Below are 19,602 nucleotides of genomic sequence, written 5' to 3' on the forward strand. Positions count from 1 at the left end.
TCGCGCCGCGCCCCGGCACCCCCTCACGCGACTCCCACTCGCACCACCGTGACCGACCCGGCGCCGACGCCGACCAGGAGCACCATGACCGACACCGCCCAGCGCACCGACCCGGCACCGGGTCAGGGCCCGACGCCGAGGCTCGAGATGCGCGACATCTCCAAGCGCTACGGCGGCGTCCGCGCCATCCGCCACGCCGACATCACCGTGCGGCCCGGCACCGTCCACGCGCTCGTGGGCGAGAACGGCGCCGGCAAGTCGACGCTCATCAAGATCCTCGCGGGCGCGGAGCGCCCCGACACGGGCACGATCGCGATCGACGGCCATGACGTCTCGATCGCCTCGACGACCGACGCGATCGCGCTCGGCGTGCAGACGGTCTACCAGGAGCCGCAGCTCTTCCCCGAGCTGACGGTGGCCGAGAACTTCTTCGTCGGCCGCGAGATCACCCGCGGCCCCACCATCGACTGGCGCGCGCAGGCGCCCCGCATGCTCGAGCTGCTCGACACCGTCGGGCTCGACCGCTCGCTCGCCTCGCAGCCGCTCGGCGCGCTCTCGATCGCCAAGCAGCAGCAGGTGTCGATCGCGAAGGCGCTGCTGGAGCAGGCGAGCGTGCTCATCCTCGACGAGCCGAGCGCCATCCTCACCGACGCCGAGATCGAGGTGCTCTTCGGCGTCGTGCGGCGACTCGCCGCCGACGGCGTCTCGATCATCTACATCAGCCACCGGCTCGACGAGCTCTTCCGCATCGCCGACGAGGTCACCATCATGCGCGACGGCGAGACGGTCTCGTCGCAGCCGATCGGCGAGCTGACCGTCCGCGAGATCGCCGAGCGCATGGTCGGCGGCGAGATCGCCGAGGGCGTGCACAAGGAGGGCGAGCACGGCGACCTCGTGCTCGAGCTCGAGCACCTCACGCTCGACGGCGCCTTCTCGGACGTGTCGCTGTCGGTGCGCGCCGGCGAGGTCGTCGGCCTCTACGGGCTCGTCGGCTCCGGCGCGGCCGAGGTGGGCGAGGTCGTCTACGGCATGCGCGCCGCGAGCTCCGGCCGCATGCGCGCCGCGGGCGACGACCGGCACCCCGCGACGCCCTCCGAGGCGAAGCGCCGCGGCATCCGCATGGTGCCAGCCAACCGCTCGTCGCAGGGCTCGTTCTCGTTCCAGCCCATCGCCTTCAACATCACGATCGGCTCGCTCGGCCTGCTCGGCAGGCTGGGCTGGGTCTCGCCCAAGGCCGAGCGCCGCATCTCCGACGACCTCATCCGCCGCCTCGCCGTGAAGACGCCGTCGGGCCGCCAGCCCATCGGCGCCATGTCGGGCGGCAACGCCCAGAAGGTCGTCCTCGCGCGGCAGATCGTCGAGCAGCCCAGGCTGCTCGTGCTCGCCGAGCCGACGCAGGGCGTCGACGTCGGCGCCAAGGAGGAGATCCACCGCATCATCGCCGACCTCGCCGAGCGCGGCACCGCCGTGCTCGTCATCACGACCGACCTCGCCGAGGTGCAGCGGATCGCCGACCGCATCCTCGTGTTCCGGTCGGGCCGCGTCGCGCACGAGTTCCCGCCGAGCGCGAGCCAGGCCTCGCTGCTCGCCGCAGCCGCCGGCGCGGTCGACGACCCCGCCGCCGCGCAGACCGCGACCGGCCAGCCCGTCGCCGACCTGCCCGGTCGACCCACCCCTGGGGAGGAGCCCCGATGAGCACCGACACCGTCGCGCCGGCCGCCGCGAAGCCGCTGAGCCTGCGGCGCATCCTGCCGCCCATCGTCACCGGGCAGGAGATCGTGCTGCTCGGCGTGCTCGTGATCCTGTGGGTGCTGCTCGGCATCTTCACGCCCGCGTTCCTCACGCCCGCATCGATCGGCCCGCTGCTCGTGCAGGTCGCGCCGATCGCACTCATCGGCGTCGGCATGACCTTCGTCATCATCACCGCGGGCATCGACGTCTCGGTGGCCGCGATGATCATGGTCTCCGCGGTCACGACCGCGCGGATGCTCGTCGCGTTCGACATCCCGGCGATCGCCGCCGTGCTGGTCGCGATCGTGATCGGCGCGGCGCTCGGCGCGATCAACGGCTTCCTCATCGCCTACGGGCGCGTGCATCCGATCATCATCACGTTCGGCACCGCGAACCTCTTCCAGTGGCTGGGCCTGCGGGTCTTCGACTCGTCGACCGTGAACGGCATCCCCTCGACGCTCGAGTTCTTCGGGCGCGGCGGTGCCGGCTCGACCCTCGGGGTGCCGCACTCGTTCGCGATCGCCGTGATCGCGGTCGCCGCCGCCTGGTGGTTCCTGCGCTACGCGAAGGCGGGCCGCAACCTCTACGCGATCGGCGGCAACCAGAACGCCGCGCGGCTCGCGGGCATCAAGGTGCAGCCGCGGCTCGTGTGGGTCTACGTCGTCACCGGCGCCCTCGCCGGCCTGGCCGCGTGCATGGTCATCGCGACCGGCACCGCGACGCTCGACCAGTCCGTCGGCTCCGGCAAGGAGCTGCAGGTCATCGCCGCCGTCGTGATCGGCGGCACGTCGATCCTCGGCGGCCGCGGCAGCGTCGTCGGCACGCTGCTCGGCGCGATCCTCGTGCAGACCGTCGTCTCCGGCGTCACCCAGCTCGGCTGGCCCACCCAGCTCGGCTTCCTCTTCGTCGGCATCTTCATCCTGGTGGCCGTCGGCACCGACCTGATCCGCGAGCGAACGAGGAGGCGCGCATGACCGCCGTCACCACCCCCACCACGGCCGACCAGCGCCGCGAGCCCTCGCGCTTCCGCGACTGGATCACCGGCGGCGCCCTCAAGGACCGCGCCGTGCTGCTGCTCGCCCTCATCGTCGTGCTGCTCGTCGCGATGGCGATCCTCGACGGCATCGGGCTCACGAGCGGCCGCTTCAACAGCGACTACCTCGCCTCGACGCTCATCGCCTACGTGCCGCTCGCGCTGCTCGCGCTCGCCGAGCTCTTCGTCATCACGTCCGGCCGCGGCGGCATCGACCTCTCGGTCGGCTCGATGGTCTCGCTCACGGGCATCGTCTTCGCGATGCTCTACCAGCAGGTGGGGCTGCCGCTCGCGGTCGCCGTCGTGCTCGCGGTCGCCTTCGGTGCGCTGCTCGGCGCGGTCAACGGCTTCCTGACGGCCTACCTCGGCTACCCGGCGCTCATCACGACGCTCGCGACCTTCTACGCCTACCGCTCGATCGCGCTCGTCGTGAGCGAGCAGCGCCCGATCTCCGGCCCGGAGATCTCGGAGTTCTACAGCGCGGCGAAGGCGATCGAGCTGCCCGTCATCGGCGGCGGGCTGCCGCTCGTGCCGCTGGGCGTCTTCACCTTCCTGCTGCCCGTCGCGATCGTCGCCTGGTTCGTGCTCAACCGCACGACCTACGGCCGCAAGCTCTACGCGATCGGCACGAACGACACGGCGGCGCAGTGGGCCGGCATCGACACGCGCCGCACCCGCATGATGGCCTACGTCACCGCCGGCGCCATCGCCGGGCTCGTCGGCGTCTACACCGTCGCGCAGTTCGCCTCCGCCCGGCCCGACGCGGGCACGAGCGGCAGCGGCATGGCGCTGCCCGCCATCACGATCGCGGTGCTCGGCGGCGTCGCCATCACCGGCGGCATCGGGCGCCTGAGCGGCATCCTGCTCGCCGCGCTGCTGATCGTGTGGCTCAACGCGTCGATCCTGCTCGTCGTGCCCGGCAACGAGGGCGCCCAGGCGCAGCTGCTCGCGCTCGGCGTCGTGCTGCTCGGTGCCTCGCTGCTCTCGAACGCGACGATCCGGCGACGGCAGGGCGGGCTCGCGAAGCCGCTCTCGGTGCCGGGGACCGCCCCGGGCGCCAAGTGACCGTGCGATGAGCGCGCTCGAGGCGTCGCTGCTGCGGCTCGCCCACGCCGTGGGGGAGCCGCAGCGCGAGCTCACGATCCTCGCCGAGGGCAACGTCTCGGCGCGGCTCGACGACGAGCGGATGCTCGTCAAGGCCACCGGGTCGTCGCTCGCGGCCTCCGGTCCCGACGACCTCGTCGAGTGCCGGTTCGAGCCCATCCTCGAGCTGCTCGACGACCCGACGGCGTTCGAGGGCGGCGCTGGCGACGCGCGGGTCGCCCAGGCGCTCATGGATGCGCGCGTCGACCCGGCGGCGAAGCGGCCGAGCGTCGAGGCGCTGCTGCACGCCGTCGTCCTGACGTCCGGCGCCGAGGCCGCGTGCCACACGCATCCGGTCGCCGCCAATGCGCTGCTGTGCTCGGACCGGGCGGAGCTGCTCGTTGCCGGCGCGCTCTTCCCCGACCAGGTCGTCGTGCTCGGCACGCGCAGCCTGCTCGTGCCGTACGTCGACCCCGGCCTCGGCCTCGGGCGGCTCATGCGGCACGAGTTGCGCGGCTTCGCCGACCGGCACGGCGCGCTGCCCAAGGTCGCGTGGCTGCAGAACCACGGCATCTTCGCCATCGGCGCGAGCCCGGCCGAGTGCCTCCGCATCACCGAGATGGCCGACAAGTTCGCGCGCATCCTGCTCGGCGCGCTCGCCGCGGGCGAGCCGCGCTTCCTGTCCGACGACGTCCTCGACCGCATCGACGGTCGGGACGACGAGCACGTCCGCCGCGCCATCCTCGACGCGGCCCACTGACCACCAGCGAAGGAGCTCACCATGCAGATCGGCGTCCACGGCCTCGTCTTCACCGGCACATTCGACGAGGCGGGCCTCCAGACGGCCATCGCCGGCACCCAGGCAGCGGGGTTCGACCTGCTCGAGCTGCCGCTCATGGATCCGTTCGCGATCGACGGCGCGCTCGTGCGGCGCATGCTCGACGACCACGGCGTCGCCATGACCTCGAGCCTCGGCCTCGACGCCGCGCACGACCTCTCGAGCGAGGACCCCGCGGTCAGCCGCCAGGGCGAGACGCTGCTCGAGCGCGCGATCGACGTGGTGGCGGAGGCCGGCGGGCAGCACCTCTGCGGCGTCATCTACTCGGCGATGCAGAAGTACATGGCACCGGCGACCGCGGCAGGCCGAGCGAGCTCGGCGGCCGCGCTCGGCCGGCTCGGCGACCGGGCGGCCGCCGCGGGCGTCACCCTCTCGCTCGAGATCGTCAACCGCTACGAGACGAACATCGCGAACACCGCCCGCGGCGGCCTGCGCTTCCTCGAGGAGGTCGGCCACGACAACGTGCACCTGCACCTCGACACGTACCACATGAACATCGAGGAGTCGGGGATGCTCGAGCCCGTCCTCGACGCGGGCGACCGCCTGAAGTACGTGCACATCGGTGAGAGCCACCGCGGCTACCTCGGCACCGGCTCGGTCGACTTCGGCTCGTTCTTCCGCGGGCTCGGCCGGCTCGGCTACGACGGCCCGATCGTCTTCGAGTCGTTCTCGAGCGCGGTGGTCTCCGAGTCGCTGTCGAACACGCTCGGCATCTGGCGCAACCTGTGGGACGACTCCGCCGACCTCGCCGCGCACGCGAACCGCTTCATCCGCGACCAGCTGCGCAGCGTCGAGACGATCGCCCTCCACTGATCTCAACGGAGCGGTTGGTAGCAGGAGGGGATAGTGCCCTCGCGCGACCAGCCGCTCCGTTGAGATTCAGGCGGTGAAGACCGCGCGTGCCTGGGGGAGGCGCCGCCGGCCGCCGAGGTCCGAGAGCTCGAGCACGACGGCGACGCCCGTGACGGTGCCGCCGAGCTGCTCGACGAGGCTGATCGCCGCGACGAGCGTGCCCCCGGTCGCGAGCACATCGTCGACGAGCAGCACCCGCCGGCCCGTGAGGTCGCCCGCCGCCTCGATCGTCGCGACCCCGTACTCGAGCGCGTAGTCGACGGATGCGGTGGGTCGCGGCGTCTTCCCGGCCTTCCGGATGGGCAGCAGACCGGTTCCCGCGGTCGCCGCGACCGCGCCGGCGAGCAGGAAGCCGCGCGCCTCGACGCCCGCCACGAGGTCGAAGCCGCCCTCGAACGGGGCGGCCAGCGCGTGCGTGACGGTCGCGAGCGCATCCGCATCGGTCAGCAGCGGTCCGATGTCGCGGAAGAGCACGCCCGGCGACGGGAAGTCGGGAGTGATCGCGATGAGCGACTCGGCGCGCTCGAGCGCTGCGGGGCTGGGGTCGGGCATCCCTCCACGCTATCGGCGCCGATCGCCGTCCCGCGCGCGGCCCGCGCCCGGCCGTAGCGCCGTGCCCGGTGCGGCCGTAGAGTGCCCGCATGGCGGAGGCGCGGGGCAGCGGCCGGCTCGCGCTGGCCGCGGCTGCCTTCACGAGCAACTGGCGCAACCCCAACCTCCGCCGCGCGCAGCTGAGCTTCCTCGGCGCGTGGACCGCGGAGTGGGCGTTCACCGTCGCGCTCGGCATCGTCGCCTACGCGGACGGCGGCGCGCTCGCCGTCGGCCTCGTCGGCCTCCTCCGCATGGTGCCGTCGGCGATCCTCGCCCCGCTGCTGTCGCCGTTCGCCGATCGGGGGCGGCGCGAGCGGGTGCTCGTCGTGGTCTCCGCCGCGCGCGGCGTCGCGACCGGCGCCGCGGCCATCACGGTGGCGCTCGCCGGACCGACGCTCGTCGTCTACGCCCTCGCGGTGCTCTCGACCATCGCCGCCACGCTCTTCCGCCCCGCCCACTCCGCGCTCCTGCCGACGCTGTGCCGCACGGGGCACGAGCTGACGAGCGCCAACGTCGTGCGCGGGATGCTCGACTCGGTGGCCACGCTCGTCGGACCGCTGCTGGCCACGGTGCTGCTCGCGGTCGCCGACGTGTCGGTCGTGTTCGCGGTCGCCGCCGGCGCGTCGATCTGGGCGGCGCTGCTGCTGCTCCGCGTCCGCTACGACGGTGCGCCTCGGGCGGCCGCGCCCCGCGGTCCCGGACTGCTGCGCGAGGCGGCGGACGGCATCCGCGCGGTCGCCGGGCGCCCGGACCTCCAGCTCATCCTCGTCCTCGCCGCCGCGCAGTCGCTGACGCGCGGTGCGCTCACGGTGTTCTCGGTGGTGGTGGCGATCGAGCTGCTCGGCACGGGCGAGCCCGGCGCCGCCGCCCTCATGGCAGCCGTCGGCGTCGGCGCGGTCGCCGGCTCCCTCGCCGCGTCGTTCCTCGTCGGCTCCGGGCGGCTGGGCGGCTGGTTCGCCCTCGGCGTCGCGCTGTGGGGACTGCCGCTCGCCCTCGTGGGCGTCTTCCCCGAGCAGCCCGCTGCGCTCGTGCTGCTGGCCTTCATCGGCGTCGGCAACGCGCTCATCGACGTCGCCGGCTTCACCCTGATCGGCCGACTGGCGCCGGACGAGGTGCTCGCGCGCGTCTTCGGCATCCTCGAGAGCCTCGTCGCCGTCTCGATCGGGGTCGGCGCCCTCCTCGCGTCGGCGCTCGTGCAGTGGTTCGGCGTCGAGGCGGCGCTCATCGCGATCGGCCTGCTGTGCCCGGTGCTCGCGCTCGTCGCCTGGCGCCGCCTCCGCCGGCTCGACGGGACGGTCGGCGACCTCGACGGCGCCATCCACCTGCTGCAGCGGGTGCCGATGCTCGCGCCGCTGCCGCTGCCGGCCATCGAGCAGCTCGCCCGCGGGCTCGAGTCGATCGCGGTGCACTCCGGGCAGGCGGTGATCACCGAAGGCGAGATCGGTGACCGCTTCTACGTCGTCGAGTCCGGGCGAGCGGATGTCGTGGGTGACGGTCGCGTCGTCGCGACGCTCGCAGAGGGCGACGGGTTCGGCGAGATCGCGCTGCTGCGCCGCACCCGCCGCACCGCGACCGTGCGGGCGAGCACCGCGCTCCGCCTGCGGGCGATCGACGCGGAGCGGTTCCTGCTCGCCGTGCTCGGCTACGCCCCGAGCACCGAGGCCGCGCTCGCCCACGTCGGCGACGAGCTCGACCGCTACGGCCCTCGCGAGCCGCTCGAGGAGCCGCCGGCGCCCTGACCGGCCGCGCGGCGGCATCCGGTCGTGGCGCGGTGACATCCGCCGTTGTGGCGCGGGGGCATCGGTGGGATCGTGAGCGCCGTGACCACCGAGCGGGCGACCCTCCTCATCGCCGACATCGGCGGCTACACGGACTACATGGGGTCGCACCGCATGACCCTGGCGCACGCCGAGGTGAACACCGCGCGGATGCTCGACCGGATGGTCGACGCCGCCCCGGGCTTCGAGCTCGTCGAGATCGAGGGCGACGCCGCGTTCCTCTCGCGCCGGGTGGGGACCAGCGACGACGGCGCGGTCGGCGAGATCCTGGGCGCCGCGGTCGCGATGCACCGCGCGTTCCACCACGAGCGCGAGTACGTCGTCGCGAACCTCTGCCCCTGCGGCGGATGCCGGCAGGCGCGCGACCTGAAGCTGAAGTTCGTCGCGCACGTCGGCGACGTCGCGAGCCAGGCCATCCGCGGCCGCAGGAAGCTCGTCGGGATCGACGTGATCCTCGCGCACCGGCTGCTGAAGAACACCGTGCCGATCCCCGAGTACGTGCTGCTCTCGGAGGACCTGTACCGCACCGGCGAGGCGTCCGTGCCGGGCGACGTGCGCGAGATCACCCCCGACCTCGAGGGCATCGGCGAGATCCGGGCCTTCTTCGTCGACGTCGCCGACCTCGACGACCCGCCGCCGGTGCCGCCGGCGTCGTGGTCGGCGCGGCTCGGCAGCACCTTCCGCGCCGTCGGCGAGGGCCTCCCGTACATGCTCGGCCTCAAGCAGTCCCGCGGCCGCGCCCCCTCGAGCTGACCGTCCCCGGATCTCAACGTCGCGGGTGGTCGCACGAGGCGATATACCGCTCGCGCTACCACCCGCGACGTCGAGATTCAGGCGGGCATGACCGCCGCGACGGCGCTCACCTCCACGAGGGCGCCGGGCACGCCGAGCGCCGAGACGATCGCCGCGGTCACGAGCGCCGGCTCGCCGTCGCTCGCGAGCTTCTGCGCCACGGCGCCGTAGGCGGCGGCGATGTCGGCGCCCTCGGCGAGCAGCACCGTCCACTGCACGACGTCGGCGAGCGACGCGCCTGCCGCGGCAAGCGCGACGGCGGCGTTGTCGACGGCACGCGCCGACTGGGCGGCAGCATCGTCCGAGACGAGCGCGCCGGTCTCGTCGACACCGTTCTGGCCGCCGACGTAGACCATCGTCGCCCCCGGCGGGACGATCGCGACATGGCTGAAGGCGGGGGAGCGGACGAGGCCGTCCGGTCGGAGTCGGGCGATCGCATCCATGCCGACAGGGTGCACCGGGCCGCCGCCGGTGTCACCCCACGACCGTCGCCAGATCCACCGCACGAAGGGCTTGCGCAACCGGTACTCAGCGATACTATGTACCAGTAGTCAGTGACACTGAGTAGTCGGCACCAGAGATGCAGCCGGTGCTCATCAGGACGGAGGACGGGATGCCCAGACAGGTGACGGAGATGCTCAAGGGCATCCTCGAGGGCCTGGTGCTCGCGATCCTCGGCGGCGGCCCCGCCTACGGGTACGAGATCACCGCGCGGCTCCGCGAGGAGGGCTTCAGCGACATCGCGGAGGGCACGATCTACGCCCTCCTGGTGCGCGTGGAGCAGCGCGGCCTCGTCGACGTCGAGAAGGTGCCCTCGGAGAAGGGCCCTCCGCGCAAGGTCTACTCGCTGAACGCGCAGGGCGGCGAGTACCTGGAGGAGTTCTGGGCGAACTGGGGCTTCCTCTCGGAGCGCCTCGAGTCCCTGCGCGCAGAGGGCCGGACCGGCCCCACCACGGCAGGAGGGATGTGACCATGTCGATCTTCGAGAAGATCATCGGCGACTTCGAGGGCAAGCGTCAGTACCGCGAGTACAAGGCGCGCGTGAAGGCGCTGCCGGAGCCGTACCGGGCGAGCGGTGCAGCGCTCGAGCGGTACCTGATGAACCTGGGCGCCGGCAACGACACCGCGATGCTGCTCGCCATGCTCGACGACCTCGTGACGCTGCTCGAGCAGGGCGCCGAGGCGCGGACGCCCATCCACGAGCTGCTCGGCGACGACGCGGTCGACTTCGCCGAGACCTTCCTCGCCAACTACCCGCAGGGCAGCTGGATCTCGAAGGAGCGCGCCCGCCTCAACGCCTCGATCGCCAAGGCCGTCGCCGAGGGGGAGCGATGAGCACCGCGATCGCGGAGCCGGTCATCCGGGTCCGGGGCGTCGAGAAGTCGTACAAGGCGCTCTCGGTGCTGCGCGGCGTCGACCTCGACGTCGAGCGGGGCACGATCGTCGCCCTGCTCGGCTCGAACGGTGCCGGGAAGACGACCCTCGTGCGCATCCTCGCGACACTGCTGCGGCAGGATGCGGGCACGGCGACCGTCGAGGGCCACGACGTGCGCACCGACGCGGCGGCCGTCCGCGAGGCGATCAGCCTCACCGGGCAGTTCGCCGCCGTCGACGAGATCCTCACCGGCCGCGAGAACCTCGCGCTCGTCGCGCGCCTCCGCCACCTGCAAGATCCCGGCGCCATCGCCGACGCCCTCCTCGCGCGCTTCTCGCTCGACGAGGCCGGCGGTCGCCGGGTCGGCACCTACTCGGGCGGCATGCGCCGCCGGCTCGACATCGCGATGAGCCTCATCGGCTCGCCGCCGGTCATCGTCCTCGACGAGCCGACCACCGGGCTCGACCCGCAGGCCCGCAACGAGGTGTGGGATGCGGTGCGCGAGCTCGCGCGCTCCGGCACGACCGTGCTGCTCACCACGCAGTACCTGGAGGAGGCCGAGCAGCTCGCCGACCGCATCGCGATCCTGCACGAGGGTCGCATCGCGGTCGACGGCACGCTCGCCGAGCTCCGCGCGCTGCTGCCCAAGGCGACCGTCGAGGTCGTCGAGGTGCAGCCCACCCTCGAGGAGGTCTTCCTCGCCATCGTCGGCCGTGCCGGCACCGATGCGCCCACCGCGGCGCCCGCCTCCGAGGAGTCCGCATGACCACGCACGCCGTCGGCGACACCGCCGTGCTCACCGGGCGCTCGCTGCGCCACATCCTCCGCAGCCCCGACACGATCATCACCACCGCGGTGATGCCGATCGCGTTCCTCGTGCTGTTCGTCTTCGTCTTCGGCGGCGCGATCGACGTGGGCGGCGCCTCGTACGTCGACTACCTGCTGCCCGGCATCCTGCTCATCACCGTCGCCTCGGGCATCGCGTACACGGCGTACCGGCTCTTCCTCGACCTGCAGGCCGGCATCGTCGAGCGCTTCCAGTCGATGCCGATCGCGCGCTCCTCGGTGCTCTGGGCGCACGTGCTCACGTCGCTCGTGGCGAACCTCGTCTCGGTCGCGATCGTGATCGGCGCCGCGCTGCTCATGGGCTTCCGCTCGGGCGCGAGCGTGCTCGCGTGGCTCGGCGTCGCCGGCATCCTGACGCTCTTCACGCTCGCCCTCACCTGGATCGCGGTGATCGCCGGCCTCTCGGCCAAGACCGTCGACGGCGCGAGCGCCTTCTCCTACCCGCTCATCCTGCTGCCGTTCGTCTCGTCGGCCTTCGTGCCCACCGAGTCGATGCCCGGCCCGGTGCGCTGGTTCGCCGAGCATCAGCCGGTCACGTCGATCGTCGACGCGATCAGGGCGCTGCTCGCGCAGCAGCCGGTGGGCGCCGAGCTGTGGATCGCGCTCGGCTGGTGCGTCGGCATCCTCGCCGTCGCGGCGGTGCTCGCCACCGCGCTGTACCGCCGCAAGGTCGGCTGACGAAGCGGTCGAGGGCCCCGGGACCGCGGATGCGCCGGGGCCGCCGACACGAGCCGGAAACAGCGGTCCGGCTAGGCTCGCGGACATGGGCGATCTGTTCGACGACTACGACAAGCCCTTCGCGAACCCCCGGAAGCGCGAGGGCACCGCGTGGGATGAGATGTTCGAGAGCAAGGGCGCCGCGCGCGGCCCGTACAAGCCGCTGTACGACGCGCTCTCGGAGCTGACGAAGGACGACCTCCGCACGCGCGCCGACGCGCTCGCCACCTCCTACCTCGCGCAGGGCGTCACCTTCGACTTCGCGGGCGAGGAGCGGCCGTTCCCGCTCGACGCCATCCCGCGCATCATCACCGCCGAGGACTGGCGCCACGTCGAGTCGGGCGTGCAGCAGCGGGTGCGGGCGCTCGAGGCGTTCCTCGCCGACATGTACGGCCCCCAGCGCGCGGTCGAGGACGGCATCGTCCCGGCGAAGCTCATCTCCACGTCGACGCACTTCCACCGCCAGGCCGCGGGCGTCGTCGGCGCGAACGGCGTGCGCATCCACGTCTCGGGGATCGACCTCATCCGCGACCAGGACGGCGAGTGGCGCGTGCTCGAGGACAACGTGCGCGTGCCCTCCGGCGTCTCGTACGTCATCTCGAACCGCCGCGTGATCGCGCAGACGCTGCCCGAGATGTTCTCGACCATGCGCGTGCGCCCGGTCGGCGACTACTGCGACAAGCTGCTCCACGCGCTGCGCGCCGCCGCGCCCGCCGGCGTCGACGACCCGCGCGTCGTCGTGCTCACGCCCGGCGTCTACAACTCCGCCTACTTCGAGCACACGCTGCTCGCGCGCCTCATGGGCGTCGAGCTCGTCGAGGGCCGCGACCTGTTCACCTCCGGCGGCCGCGTCTACATGCGCACGACGGAGGGGCCGGCGCGCGTCGACGTCATCTACCGCCGCGTCGACGACGACTACCTCGACCCGCTGCAGTTCCGCGCCGACTCGATGCTCGGCAGCCCCGGCCTCATGCTCGCCGCGCGCCTCGGCAACGTCACGATCGCCAACGCGGTCGGCAACGGCATCGCCGACGACAAGCTGGTCTACACCTACGTGCCAGAGCTCATCCGCTACTACCTGTCGGAGGAGCCGATCCTCAAGAACGTCGACACGTGGCGGCTCGAGGATCCGGGCGCGCTCGAGGAGGTCATCGACCGCCTGCACGAGCTCGTCGTGAAGCCCGTCGACGGCTCGGGCGGCAAGGGCCTCGTCGTCGGCCCCGACGCGACGCCCGAGGAGCTCGAGGCGCTCAAGCAGCGGCTGCTCGACGACCCGCGCGGCTGGATCGCGCAGCCGGTCGTGCAGCTGTCGACCATCCCGACGCTCGTCGAGGACGGCATGCGCCCCCGCCACGTCGACCTCCGCCCGTTCGCCGTCAACGACGGCAAGGATGTCTGGGTGCTGCCCGGTGGCCTCACGCGCGTCGCGCTGCCCGAGGGCCAGCTGGTCGTGAACTCGTCGCAGGGCGGCGGCTCGAAGGACACCTGGGTGATCGCCGGCGCTCGCGAGCAGCTGCCGCTCATCGACCACGACGCCGAGTTCGGCGCGTCGGGTGAGCCGATGACCCGGCCGATCTCGATCATCGCCGGCCACGAGCACCCGCAGGACCAGTCGCCGCAGGACGCCCCGCGCGGCCAGGGCGAGCAGCAGCAGCAGAGCCAGTCGCAGTCGCAGTCGCAGTCGCGCGGCGGGCAGCGCCAGTCGCAGCGCCAGTCGCAGTCCTCCGGCCCTCGTCGAGGCGCGGTCGGCGGAGCCGACCGCGTCCCGAGACGACACCGGCCCGACACGGAAGGCACCCAGCCATGATGCTCAGCCGCATCGCCGAGAGCCTGTTCTGGATCGGCCGCTACATCGAGCGGGCCGACGGCACCGCGCGCATCCTCGACGTCTACCTCCAGCTGCTGCTCGAGGATGTCGCGGTCGACGAGGACACCGCCTGCCGCGCGCTGCTCGGCGTCATGGGCCACGACGCCCCGCCGGAGCGCAAGCTCACGCGCGTCGACGTCGTGAACTCGCTCGCGACCGACCGCACGCAGCCGGCGTCGATCGCCTACTCCGTGAACGCCGCCCGCGAGAACGCTCGCCGCGCTCGCGAGATCATCTCGACCGAGCTGTGGGAGGTGCTCAACGCCACCTACGCGAACATGCCGCGGCGCGTGAGCCCCGACCAGGTGCACCAGATGTTCGGCTGGGTGCGCGAGCGCTCGGCGCTCGCGAGCGGGATGGCCGACTCGACGGTGAGCCACGACGACGCGTGGAGCTTCTTCACGCTGGGCCGCTCGATCGAGCGCGCCGACATGGTCGCGCGACTGCTCGCGACCCGCGCGCTCACCGAGGCGTCCGGCCCGTCGTGGACGACCATCCTGCGTTCGGTCGGCGCCTACGAGGCCTACCTGCGCACCTACCGCGGGGTGCCCTCGAGCACGAACGCGGCCGAGTTCCTGCTGCTCGACCGGCTGTTCCCGCGCTCGATCCTGTTCTCGGTGCGGAGCGCCGAGGCGTGCCTGCAGGACATCGAGCCGCGGCAGGAGCGGGTCGGCTACGTCGACATCGCCCAGCGGATGCTCGGGCAGATCCGCGCGGAGCTCGAGTTCCGCCCGATCCAGGACATCATCGAGGACCTGCCGGTCGTGATGGACAAGGTCCAGACGACCACGACGAACGTGTCGCACGCCGTGCGCGAGCGCTACTTCCCGACCCACAACATGCCCGCCTGGACCAGGGAGGCATCGTGAGCCGCATCCGCATCCGTCACACCACCGGCTACCGCTACGAGCAGCCGGCCGTCGCGTCGTACAACGAGTCGCGCATGCTGCCGTCGACATCCGACGGCCAGTTCGTCATCTACTCGAACCTCGACATCCGCCCCAACACCTCGGTGAACACGTACGAGGACTACTGGGGCACGAAGGTCGTCTCGTTCGACGTGCTCGCCCCGCACACCGAGCTGCAGCTGACCGCGACGAGCCTCATCGAGGTGCGCCCGCGCCTCACCGGCGGGCACGACCTGTCGTGGGAGCAGCTCGAGAAGGTCGCGCTGCGGGCCACGCAGTACGTCGAGCAGCTCGGCCAGACGATCCGCACCCGCCCGACCGACGACCTCATCGCCGCGGCGCAGGAGATCCGGGATGCGTCCGAGACGCCTGGGGCCGCCGCTGCGGCGATCGCGCGCATGGTCGGCGAGGAGATGGAGTACATGTCGGGCGTGACGCACGTGCACACGCTCGCCGCCGAGGCCTGGACCAACCGCAAGGGCGTCTGCCAGGACATCGCGCACATCACGATCGGCGCGCTCCGCCAGGTCGGCATCCCGGCACGCTACGTCTCGGGCTACCTGCACCCCCGGCCGAACGCGCAGATCGGCGAGACGATCCGCGGTGAGTCGCACGCGTGGGTGGAGTGGTTCACCGGCGAGTGGAACGCGTGGGACCCGACGAACCTCATCGACATCGGCGAGCGCCACGTCAAGGTCGGGCTCGGCCGCGACTACAACGACGTGCCGCCGCTGCGCGGTGTCTACGCGGGTGCCGGCAAGAGCCAGCTCTTCGTCAGCGTGGAGATCACGAAGGAGTCCTGACCACCCGCTGGTCGAGGAGCAGTCGGCGCAGCCGACCGCGTACTCCTGATCACTCGCTGGTCGAGTAGCAGTCGGCGCAGCCGACCGCGTATCGAGACCATCGGCCCTTGGCGATCACCGCACCGGCGGCCTACCGTGGTCGCCATGTGCAGGAACATCACCGAGCTGCGGGGGCTGCAGCCCGCCGCCAACGACGAGGAGATCGAGGCCGCCGCGCGGCAGTACGTGCGGAAGGTCTCTGGCATCACGCATCCGACGGAACGGACTCGCGACGCGTTCGAGCGCGCGGTCGCCGAGATCGCGCACATCACCGAGCACCTGCTCGCCGACCTGCCGGACCGGCGCCAGCCGCCGCAGACCGTGCCGCCGCTCCGCCGCCCGGAGGTGCGGGCTCGCATCGCCGAGCGCGAGGCGGCCGCAGCAGCCGCGAGCTGACCCGAATCCTCAACGTCGCCAGTGGTCGCTCGGGCCGCTATGGCGGGCGAGCAACCACCAGCGACGTTGAGAGTTCAGGCGGAGGCGCGCATCTGCGCGGTGATCTCGTCCATCACGCGCATGATGGCGACCGTCTCGTCGAGCGGCATGAGCGGGCTCTCGAGCTGCCCCGCCGCGACGCAGCGCTCGACCTCTACGGCCTGGAACTGCATCCCGCGTCCGTCCGTCTCGGGCACGAACGTCTCCTTGTCGCCGGATGCGTGGCGGCGAGTGAACCCGGTCCACACGTAGAACGCGGGGTCGAGCTCGATCACGCCCTCTGTGCCGGCGATCGAGGCGCGGTTGGAACCGAGCGTCTCCATCGAGAAGGTCACGGTCGACTGGCGACCGCCCTCGTGCGTGAGGATCGCCGAGCCTCGGTGGTCGACGCCCGCCTGATCGACGGCACCCGCCGCGCGCACCTGCGTCACCGGACCGAGGAACGCGTGCGCGAGCGAGACGCAGTAGACGCCGAGGTCGAGGAGCGCGCCACCGCCCAGCGCGGGCTCGATCATGCGGCTGCCGGGGGAGAGGTCGAGCATCTGCGAGTGGTCGGCGGTGACGCTCACGAGCTCGCCGAGATCGCCCGCCGCGATGCGCTCGCGCACGGCGACCATCGTCGGCAGGAAGCGCGTCCACATCGCCTCCATCACGAAGACGCCCTTCGCGCGGGCGGCGTCGACGACCTCCTGCGCTTCGTCGCCCGTCGTGGTGAACGCCTTCTCGACCAGCACGTGCTTCCCCGCCTCGATCGCGAGCAGCGCGTGCTCGCGGTGCAGCCCGTGCGGCGACGCGACGTAGATGACGTCGACGTCGGGATCGGCGACGAGGGCCTCGTAGCTGCCGTGCGCAGTGGTGGCGCCATGCGTCGTCGCGAACGCCTCGGCGCGACCCTGATCGCGGCTGCCGACCGCGACGAGGCGGTGGCCGCCGACGGCGAGGTCGCGGGCGAATGCTCCGGCGATGCCGCCGGGCGCGAGGATGCCCCAGCCGGGCGAGGAGGTCGTCATGCGGCGACTCTAGCCCGGGTCACCCGCATCCCGGGGCCGAGGGGTTCGCCATGCAGTCGCCGTTCGTGAGCACGGTCTCGACCTCGAAGATCTTCACGCTCACCGGTGGCGCGCCGACGGGCAGGGTGCCGGGCACCGCGAACCAGCCGCCGCCCGCGTCGACCTCGGCGGTGAAGACGACCGTGAGGGATGCGGTGACGTCGACGCGCTCCGCGTAGGCGTGGCTCGTCGCGGTCTCCGTCCACGACTCGTCGGTGCCGCTCCACGCCGCGCCGGATGCGTCGCTCGTCTCGGTCGTGCCGTCGCCGTAGTCGAAGACGTACGCGGTGGGTGTCCAGCGCACCTCGATCGGAGCGTCGAACAGCTCGCCGTCCATCGTGTGCGTCACGGCGGTGGCGTAGAAGTTCGTCGGTGTGCCGACGACGCCCCACCCGTCCGGCTCGACGACGAGCTCCCCGACGATCGGGCGGAACTGCGCGAGGTCCGCGAGCGTGATCGGCGCGACTCCAGTTGCTGCCACTGCCTGGCCGGGCCCCGTCGCGACCAGCACGTCACACCGCTCCAGCCCAGGCGTGGAGTTCGCCATGCATTCCTCGCGGAGCGACTGTATGTAAGCGGCCCAGAGTGCGGCCCAGTCTGTTGCGCCGGCGCGGGCACCGGTGCTGGGAGTGCCGGCATCAAGCCTCTCGCCCGCCAAGACGAGCGCGGCGTCCTCAAACTCGGAAACGACCGGCGGAGGTTCAGGCGCGACGGCGCCAGCAGTAACCGCTGCGCCGACTATCAGCAGCGTCGCGGAGGCAAGGCATCGGGTTGCTAGTCGCATGGGTTTTGGGAGTCGGTCAAGGCGAGCTCAGCCTCGCCCGCGATCAGGTAGTTGTCTCCCTGATGCGCTCGAACTAGGTCCACAAGCGAGCCTCGCTGGTTCGGTCGGTCCGGGGGAGTGAGATCGGTGCCCTCGTCTCCTATGTAGCGTTCTCCGGAGAGGTCGACGCAGACGCTGACTTGAAGTGACGCCGGACCGGACGAGAAGTCGGACACCTCAAACGCCGTCGTTTCGCGAGTGCCCTCGGTGTGTAGGCGCCGCTCAGCGGCATCCTCGAAATTGACGAGCAGCGCGTCTGCAACTTCCGGCGTCGCCACTTCGAGTAGACCTTCACGAGTGGCCGTCGACGGGTCCGCTCCGAAGTCATCGAGCCGATCTCGGTAAGCGTCCCACGCAGCTCGCGCCTCAACCAGAAGGTCCTCTTCGCTCGGTGGCTCGCTGGTCGGCGTCGCGACCGGCGTCGAGGACTCCGTCGGCCCCGGCGGCGTGCAACCCGCGAGCGCGAGCGCCGCGACGAGCGCGGCGCCTGCTGCGAGCCTCCGGAGCATGGGGGCAGAGTACGCCGCGCTGCACCCGCTCGGTCAGGCCTCTCCACAGCTCGCACTTGACGAGATCCCAGACCGTGTTTTACTGTCAACAGTAGAACAGCACGAGATGCCCACTGCAAAGGAGCAGTCATGAACCTCCACGCGCTACTGCGTCGTCGAGCGGCCGAGTCCGGCCCCATCCGAGTCGGCGTGATCGGTGCCGGCAAGTTCGCGTCGATGTTCCTCACGCAGGCATCCGTCACCCCCGAGTTCCACGTCGTCGGCGTTGCAGACATCAACGTGCCGAAGGCGAAGGACGCGCTCTCGCGCACCGGTTGGTCGGCCGACCGCTACGCCGCCACTTCGCTCGACGAGGCCGCGCGCACCGGCCTGACCGCCGTGATCGACGACTCGATGGCGCTCATCAAGCATCCCTCGGTCGAGGTCATCCTCGAGATCACCGGCAACCCGATCGTCGGCACCGACCACGCGGTCGCGGCCATCGACAACGGCAAGCACGTGATCATGGTCAACGTCGAGGCCGACTGCATGGTCGGCCCGCTGCTGCAGCGCCGCGCTGCCGCGGCCGGCGTCGTCTACTCCATGGCGTACGGCGACCAGCCCGCGCTCATCTCCGAGCTCGTCGACTGGTGCCGCACGGTCGGCTTCGACGTCGTCGGCGCCGGCAAGGGCACGAAGTACCTGCCCGAGTACCACTACTCGACGCCCGACACCGTCTGGGACTACTACGGCTTCACGCCGGAGCAGCTCGCCTCGGGCGACTTCAACCCGAAGATGTTCAACTCGTTCCTCGACGGCACGAAGTCGGCGATCGAGATGGCCGCCGTCGCGAACGGCACCGGTCTCGAGCCGCAGCTCGAGGGCCTCCACTTCCCGCCCGCGGGCGTCGAGGACCTCCCGCGCATCTTCCGCGAGCGCTCCGTCGGCGGCGAGCTCGACCGCCGTGGCACCGTCGAGATCGCCTCGAGCCTGCACCGCGACGGCTCGGAGGTCGAGCGGGACATCCGCTGGGGGGTCTACGTCACCTTCGAGGCGAAGACCGACTACGCCGTGCAGTGCTTCGCCGAGTACGGCGTGAAGACCGACGAGACGGGCCGCTACGGCTCGCTCTACCGGCCGTACCACATGATCGGCCTCGAGCTCGGGGTCTCGATCGCGAGCGCTGTGCTGCGCGGCGAGCCCACCGGCGCCCCGACAGGCTTCCGCGGCGACGTCGTGACGACCGCGAAGCGCGACCTCAAGGCCGGCGAGACGCTCGACGGCGAGGGCGGCTTCACGGTCTTCGGCAAGCTCCGCCCCGCGAGCTTCTCGCTCGAGCAGGAGGCGCTCCCGCTGGGCCTCGCGCACGGCGCGAAGCTCATCCGCGACGTGCCCAAGGACCGCTCGGTCACCTGGAACGACGTGGATGCGGACGGGTCGCTCGCGGCCGTCCGGTTCCGCCGAGAGCTCGAGGCGGAGTTCCGCGCCGAGCAGTCCGTCACGGTTTCATAACGCGCGCGTTCTACTGTTGACAGTAGAACGCAACCTTGGTTC

Annotated in this window: 21 protein-coding genes; 16 read left to right on the forward strand and 5 right to left on the reverse strand. The window is 71.8% G+C overall.

Going from position 1 to position 19,602, the window contains the following annotated elements; all coding sequences use genetic code 11:
* Positions 1–84 precede the first annotated feature (84 nt).
* Genes EDD26_RS05435 through EDD26_RS05455 form a run of 5 tightly spaced genes read left to right on the forward strand, consistent with a single transcriptional unit; the run spans position 85 to position 5,498 of the window.
* Positions 85–1,695 carry a sugar ABC transporter ATP-binding protein gene (locus EDD26_RS05435; RefSeq protein WP_123696774.1) on the forward strand — a complete coding sequence of 537 codons (1,611 nt, stop codon included), beginning with the start codon at positions 85–87 and terminating at the stop codon, positions 1,693–1,695.
* Entirely contained in the window at positions 1,692–2,705 is a 1,014-nt protein-coding gene (locus EDD26_RS05440; RefSeq protein WP_123696775.1) for an ABC transporter permease, read from the forward strand. Before EDD26_RS05435 ends, EDD26_RS05440 begins: the two co-directional genes overlap by 4 nt.
* The gene (locus EDD26_RS05445) at positions 2,702–3,829 is read left to right on the forward strand and encodes an ABC transporter permease (RefSeq protein ID WP_123696776.1); all 1,128 of its coding nucleotides are present in this window, start codon (positions 2,702–2,704) and stop codon (positions 3,827–3,829) included. Before EDD26_RS05440 ends, EDD26_RS05445 begins: the two co-directional genes overlap by 4 nt.
* 7 nt (positions 3,830–3,836) lie before the next feature.
* Positions 3,837–4,607: a class II aldolase/adducin family protein gene (locus EDD26_RS05450; protein ID WP_123696777.1), complete on the forward strand. Its 771-nt coding sequence runs from the start codon at positions 3,837–3,839 to the stop codon at positions 4,605–4,607.
* 21 nt (positions 4,608–4,628) lie between these two features.
* On the forward strand, positions 4,629–5,498 hold the full coding sequence (locus EDD26_RS05455; RefSeq protein ID WP_123696778.1) for a sugar phosphate isomerase/epimerase family protein: 870 nt from the start codon (positions 4,629–4,631) through the stop codon (positions 5,496–5,498).
* A gap of 66 nt (positions 5,499–5,564) precedes the next feature.
* Here EDD26_RS05455 and EDD26_RS05460 read toward each other — a convergent pair whose 3' ends face one another.
* On the reverse strand, positions 5,565–6,089 hold the full coding sequence (locus tag EDD26_RS05460) for an adenine phosphoribosyltransferase (RefSeq protein WP_123696779.1): 525 nt from the start codon (positions 6,087–6,089) through the stop codon (positions 5,565–5,567).
* Between the two features lie 89 nt (positions 6,090–6,178).
* On the opposite strand from EDD26_RS05460, the gene EDD26_RS05465 reads away from it, so the two are divergent.
* Entirely contained in the window at positions 6,179–7,867 is a 1,689-nt protein-coding gene (locus tag EDD26_RS05465; protein WP_123696780.1) for an MFS transporter, read from the forward strand.
* A gap of 81 nt (positions 7,868–7,948) precedes the next feature.
* Complete coding sequence (locus EDD26_RS05470) at positions 7,949–8,659, forward strand: DUF2652 domain-containing protein (protein WP_123696781.1); 711 nt, start codon at positions 7,949–7,951, stop codon at positions 8,657–8,659.
* Positions 8,660–8,736: 77 nt separating this feature from the next.
* Here EDD26_RS05470 and EDD26_RS05475 read toward each other — a convergent pair whose 3' ends face one another.
* Complete coding sequence (locus EDD26_RS05475) at positions 8,737–9,141, reverse strand: RidA family protein (RefSeq protein ID WP_123696782.1); 405 nt, start codon at positions 9,139–9,141, stop codon at positions 8,737–8,739.
* A gap of 170 nt (positions 9,142–9,311) precedes the next feature.
* On the opposite strand from EDD26_RS05475, the gene EDD26_RS05480 reads away from it, so the two are divergent.
* The 8 genes from EDD26_RS05480 (at position 9,312) to EDD26_RS05515 (ending at position 15,649) form a co-directional block, all read left to right on the forward strand.
* Entirely contained in the window at positions 9,312–9,668 is a 357-nt protein-coding gene (locus tag EDD26_RS05480) for a PadR family transcriptional regulator (protein ID WP_123698464.1), read from the forward strand.
* Between the two features lie 2 nt (positions 9,669–9,670).
* Positions 9,671–10,033 carry a DUF1048 domain-containing protein gene (locus EDD26_RS05485; RefSeq protein WP_123696783.1) on the forward strand — a complete coding sequence of 121 codons (363 nt, stop codon included), beginning with the start codon at positions 9,671–9,673 and terminating at the stop codon, positions 10,031–10,033.
* Positions 10,030–10,839, forward strand: a complete 810-nt coding sequence (locus EDD26_RS05490; protein ID WP_123696784.1) for an ABC transporter ATP-binding protein — start codon at positions 10,030–10,032, stop codon at positions 10,837–10,839. The genes EDD26_RS05485 and EDD26_RS05490 overlap by 4 nt, the downstream gene beginning before the upstream one ends.
* Positions 10,836–11,597: an ABC transporter permease gene (locus EDD26_RS05495; RefSeq protein WP_123696785.1), complete on the forward strand. Its 762-nt coding sequence runs from the start codon at positions 10,836–10,838 to the stop codon at positions 11,595–11,597. The genes EDD26_RS05490 and EDD26_RS05495 overlap by 4 nt, the downstream gene beginning before the upstream one ends.
* Positions 11,598–11,682: 85 nt before the next feature.
* Positions 11,683–13,443, forward strand: coding sequence for a circularly permuted type 2 ATP-grasp protein (locus EDD26_RS05500; RefSeq protein ID WP_123696786.1), 1,761 nt, complete (start codon positions 11,683–11,685; stop codon positions 13,441–13,443).
* A complete protein-coding gene (locus tag EDD26_RS05505) occupies positions 13,443–14,372 on the forward strand; it encodes an alpha-E domain-containing protein (RefSeq protein WP_123698465.1) in 930 nt (309 codons plus the stop codon). The genes EDD26_RS05500 and EDD26_RS05505 overlap by 1 nt, the downstream gene beginning before the upstream one ends.
* Positions 14,369–15,214: a transglutaminase family protein gene (locus EDD26_RS05510; protein ID WP_123696787.1), complete on the forward strand. Its 846-nt coding sequence runs from the start codon at positions 14,369–14,371 to the stop codon at positions 15,212–15,214. Before EDD26_RS05505 ends, EDD26_RS05510 begins: the two co-directional genes overlap by 4 nt.
* A gap of 144 nt (positions 15,215–15,358) precedes the next feature.
* On the forward strand, positions 15,359–15,649 hold the full coding sequence (locus tag EDD26_RS05515) for a DUF2277 domain-containing protein (RefSeq protein ID WP_123696788.1): 291 nt from the start codon (positions 15,359–15,361) through the stop codon (positions 15,647–15,649).
* A 74-nt stretch (positions 15,650–15,723) separates the two neighbouring features.
* On the opposite strand, the gene EDD26_RS05520 is transcribed toward EDD26_RS05515, so the two are convergent.
* From EDD26_RS05520 to EDD26_RS05530, 3 genes are all read right to left on the reverse strand, one after another.
* Positions 15,724–16,698 (reverse strand): Gfo/Idh/MocA family protein, encoded by a 975-nt coding sequence (locus tag EDD26_RS05520; RefSeq protein ID WP_123696789.1) that lies wholly within the window; start codon positions 16,696–16,698, stop codon positions 15,724–15,726.
* A gap of 19 nt (positions 16,699–16,717) precedes the next feature.
* Entirely contained in the window at positions 16,718–17,218 is a 501-nt protein-coding gene (locus tag EDD26_RS05525) for a hypothetical protein (RefSeq protein ID WP_148058699.1), read from the reverse strand.
* 293 nt (positions 17,219–17,511) lie between these two features.
* Positions 17,512–18,069, reverse strand: a complete 558-nt coding sequence (locus tag EDD26_RS05530) for a hypothetical protein (RefSeq protein ID WP_123696791.1) — start codon at positions 18,067–18,069, stop codon at positions 17,512–17,514.
* Positions 18,070–18,198: 129 nt separating this feature from the next.
* Between EDD26_RS05530 and EDD26_RS05535 the strand changes: the two genes are divergently transcribed.
* Positions 18,199–19,560, forward strand: a complete 1,362-nt coding sequence (locus EDD26_RS05535; protein WP_123696792.1) for an NAD(P)H-dependent oxidoreductase — start codon at positions 18,199–18,201, stop codon at positions 19,558–19,560.
* The last annotated feature ends 42 nt before the right edge of the window (positions 19,561–19,602 follow it).

The organism is Agrococcus jenensis (assembly GCF_003752465.1).
Lineage (GTDB): Bacteria > Actinomycetota > Actinomycetes > Actinomycetales > Microbacteriaceae > Agrococcus > Agrococcus jenensis.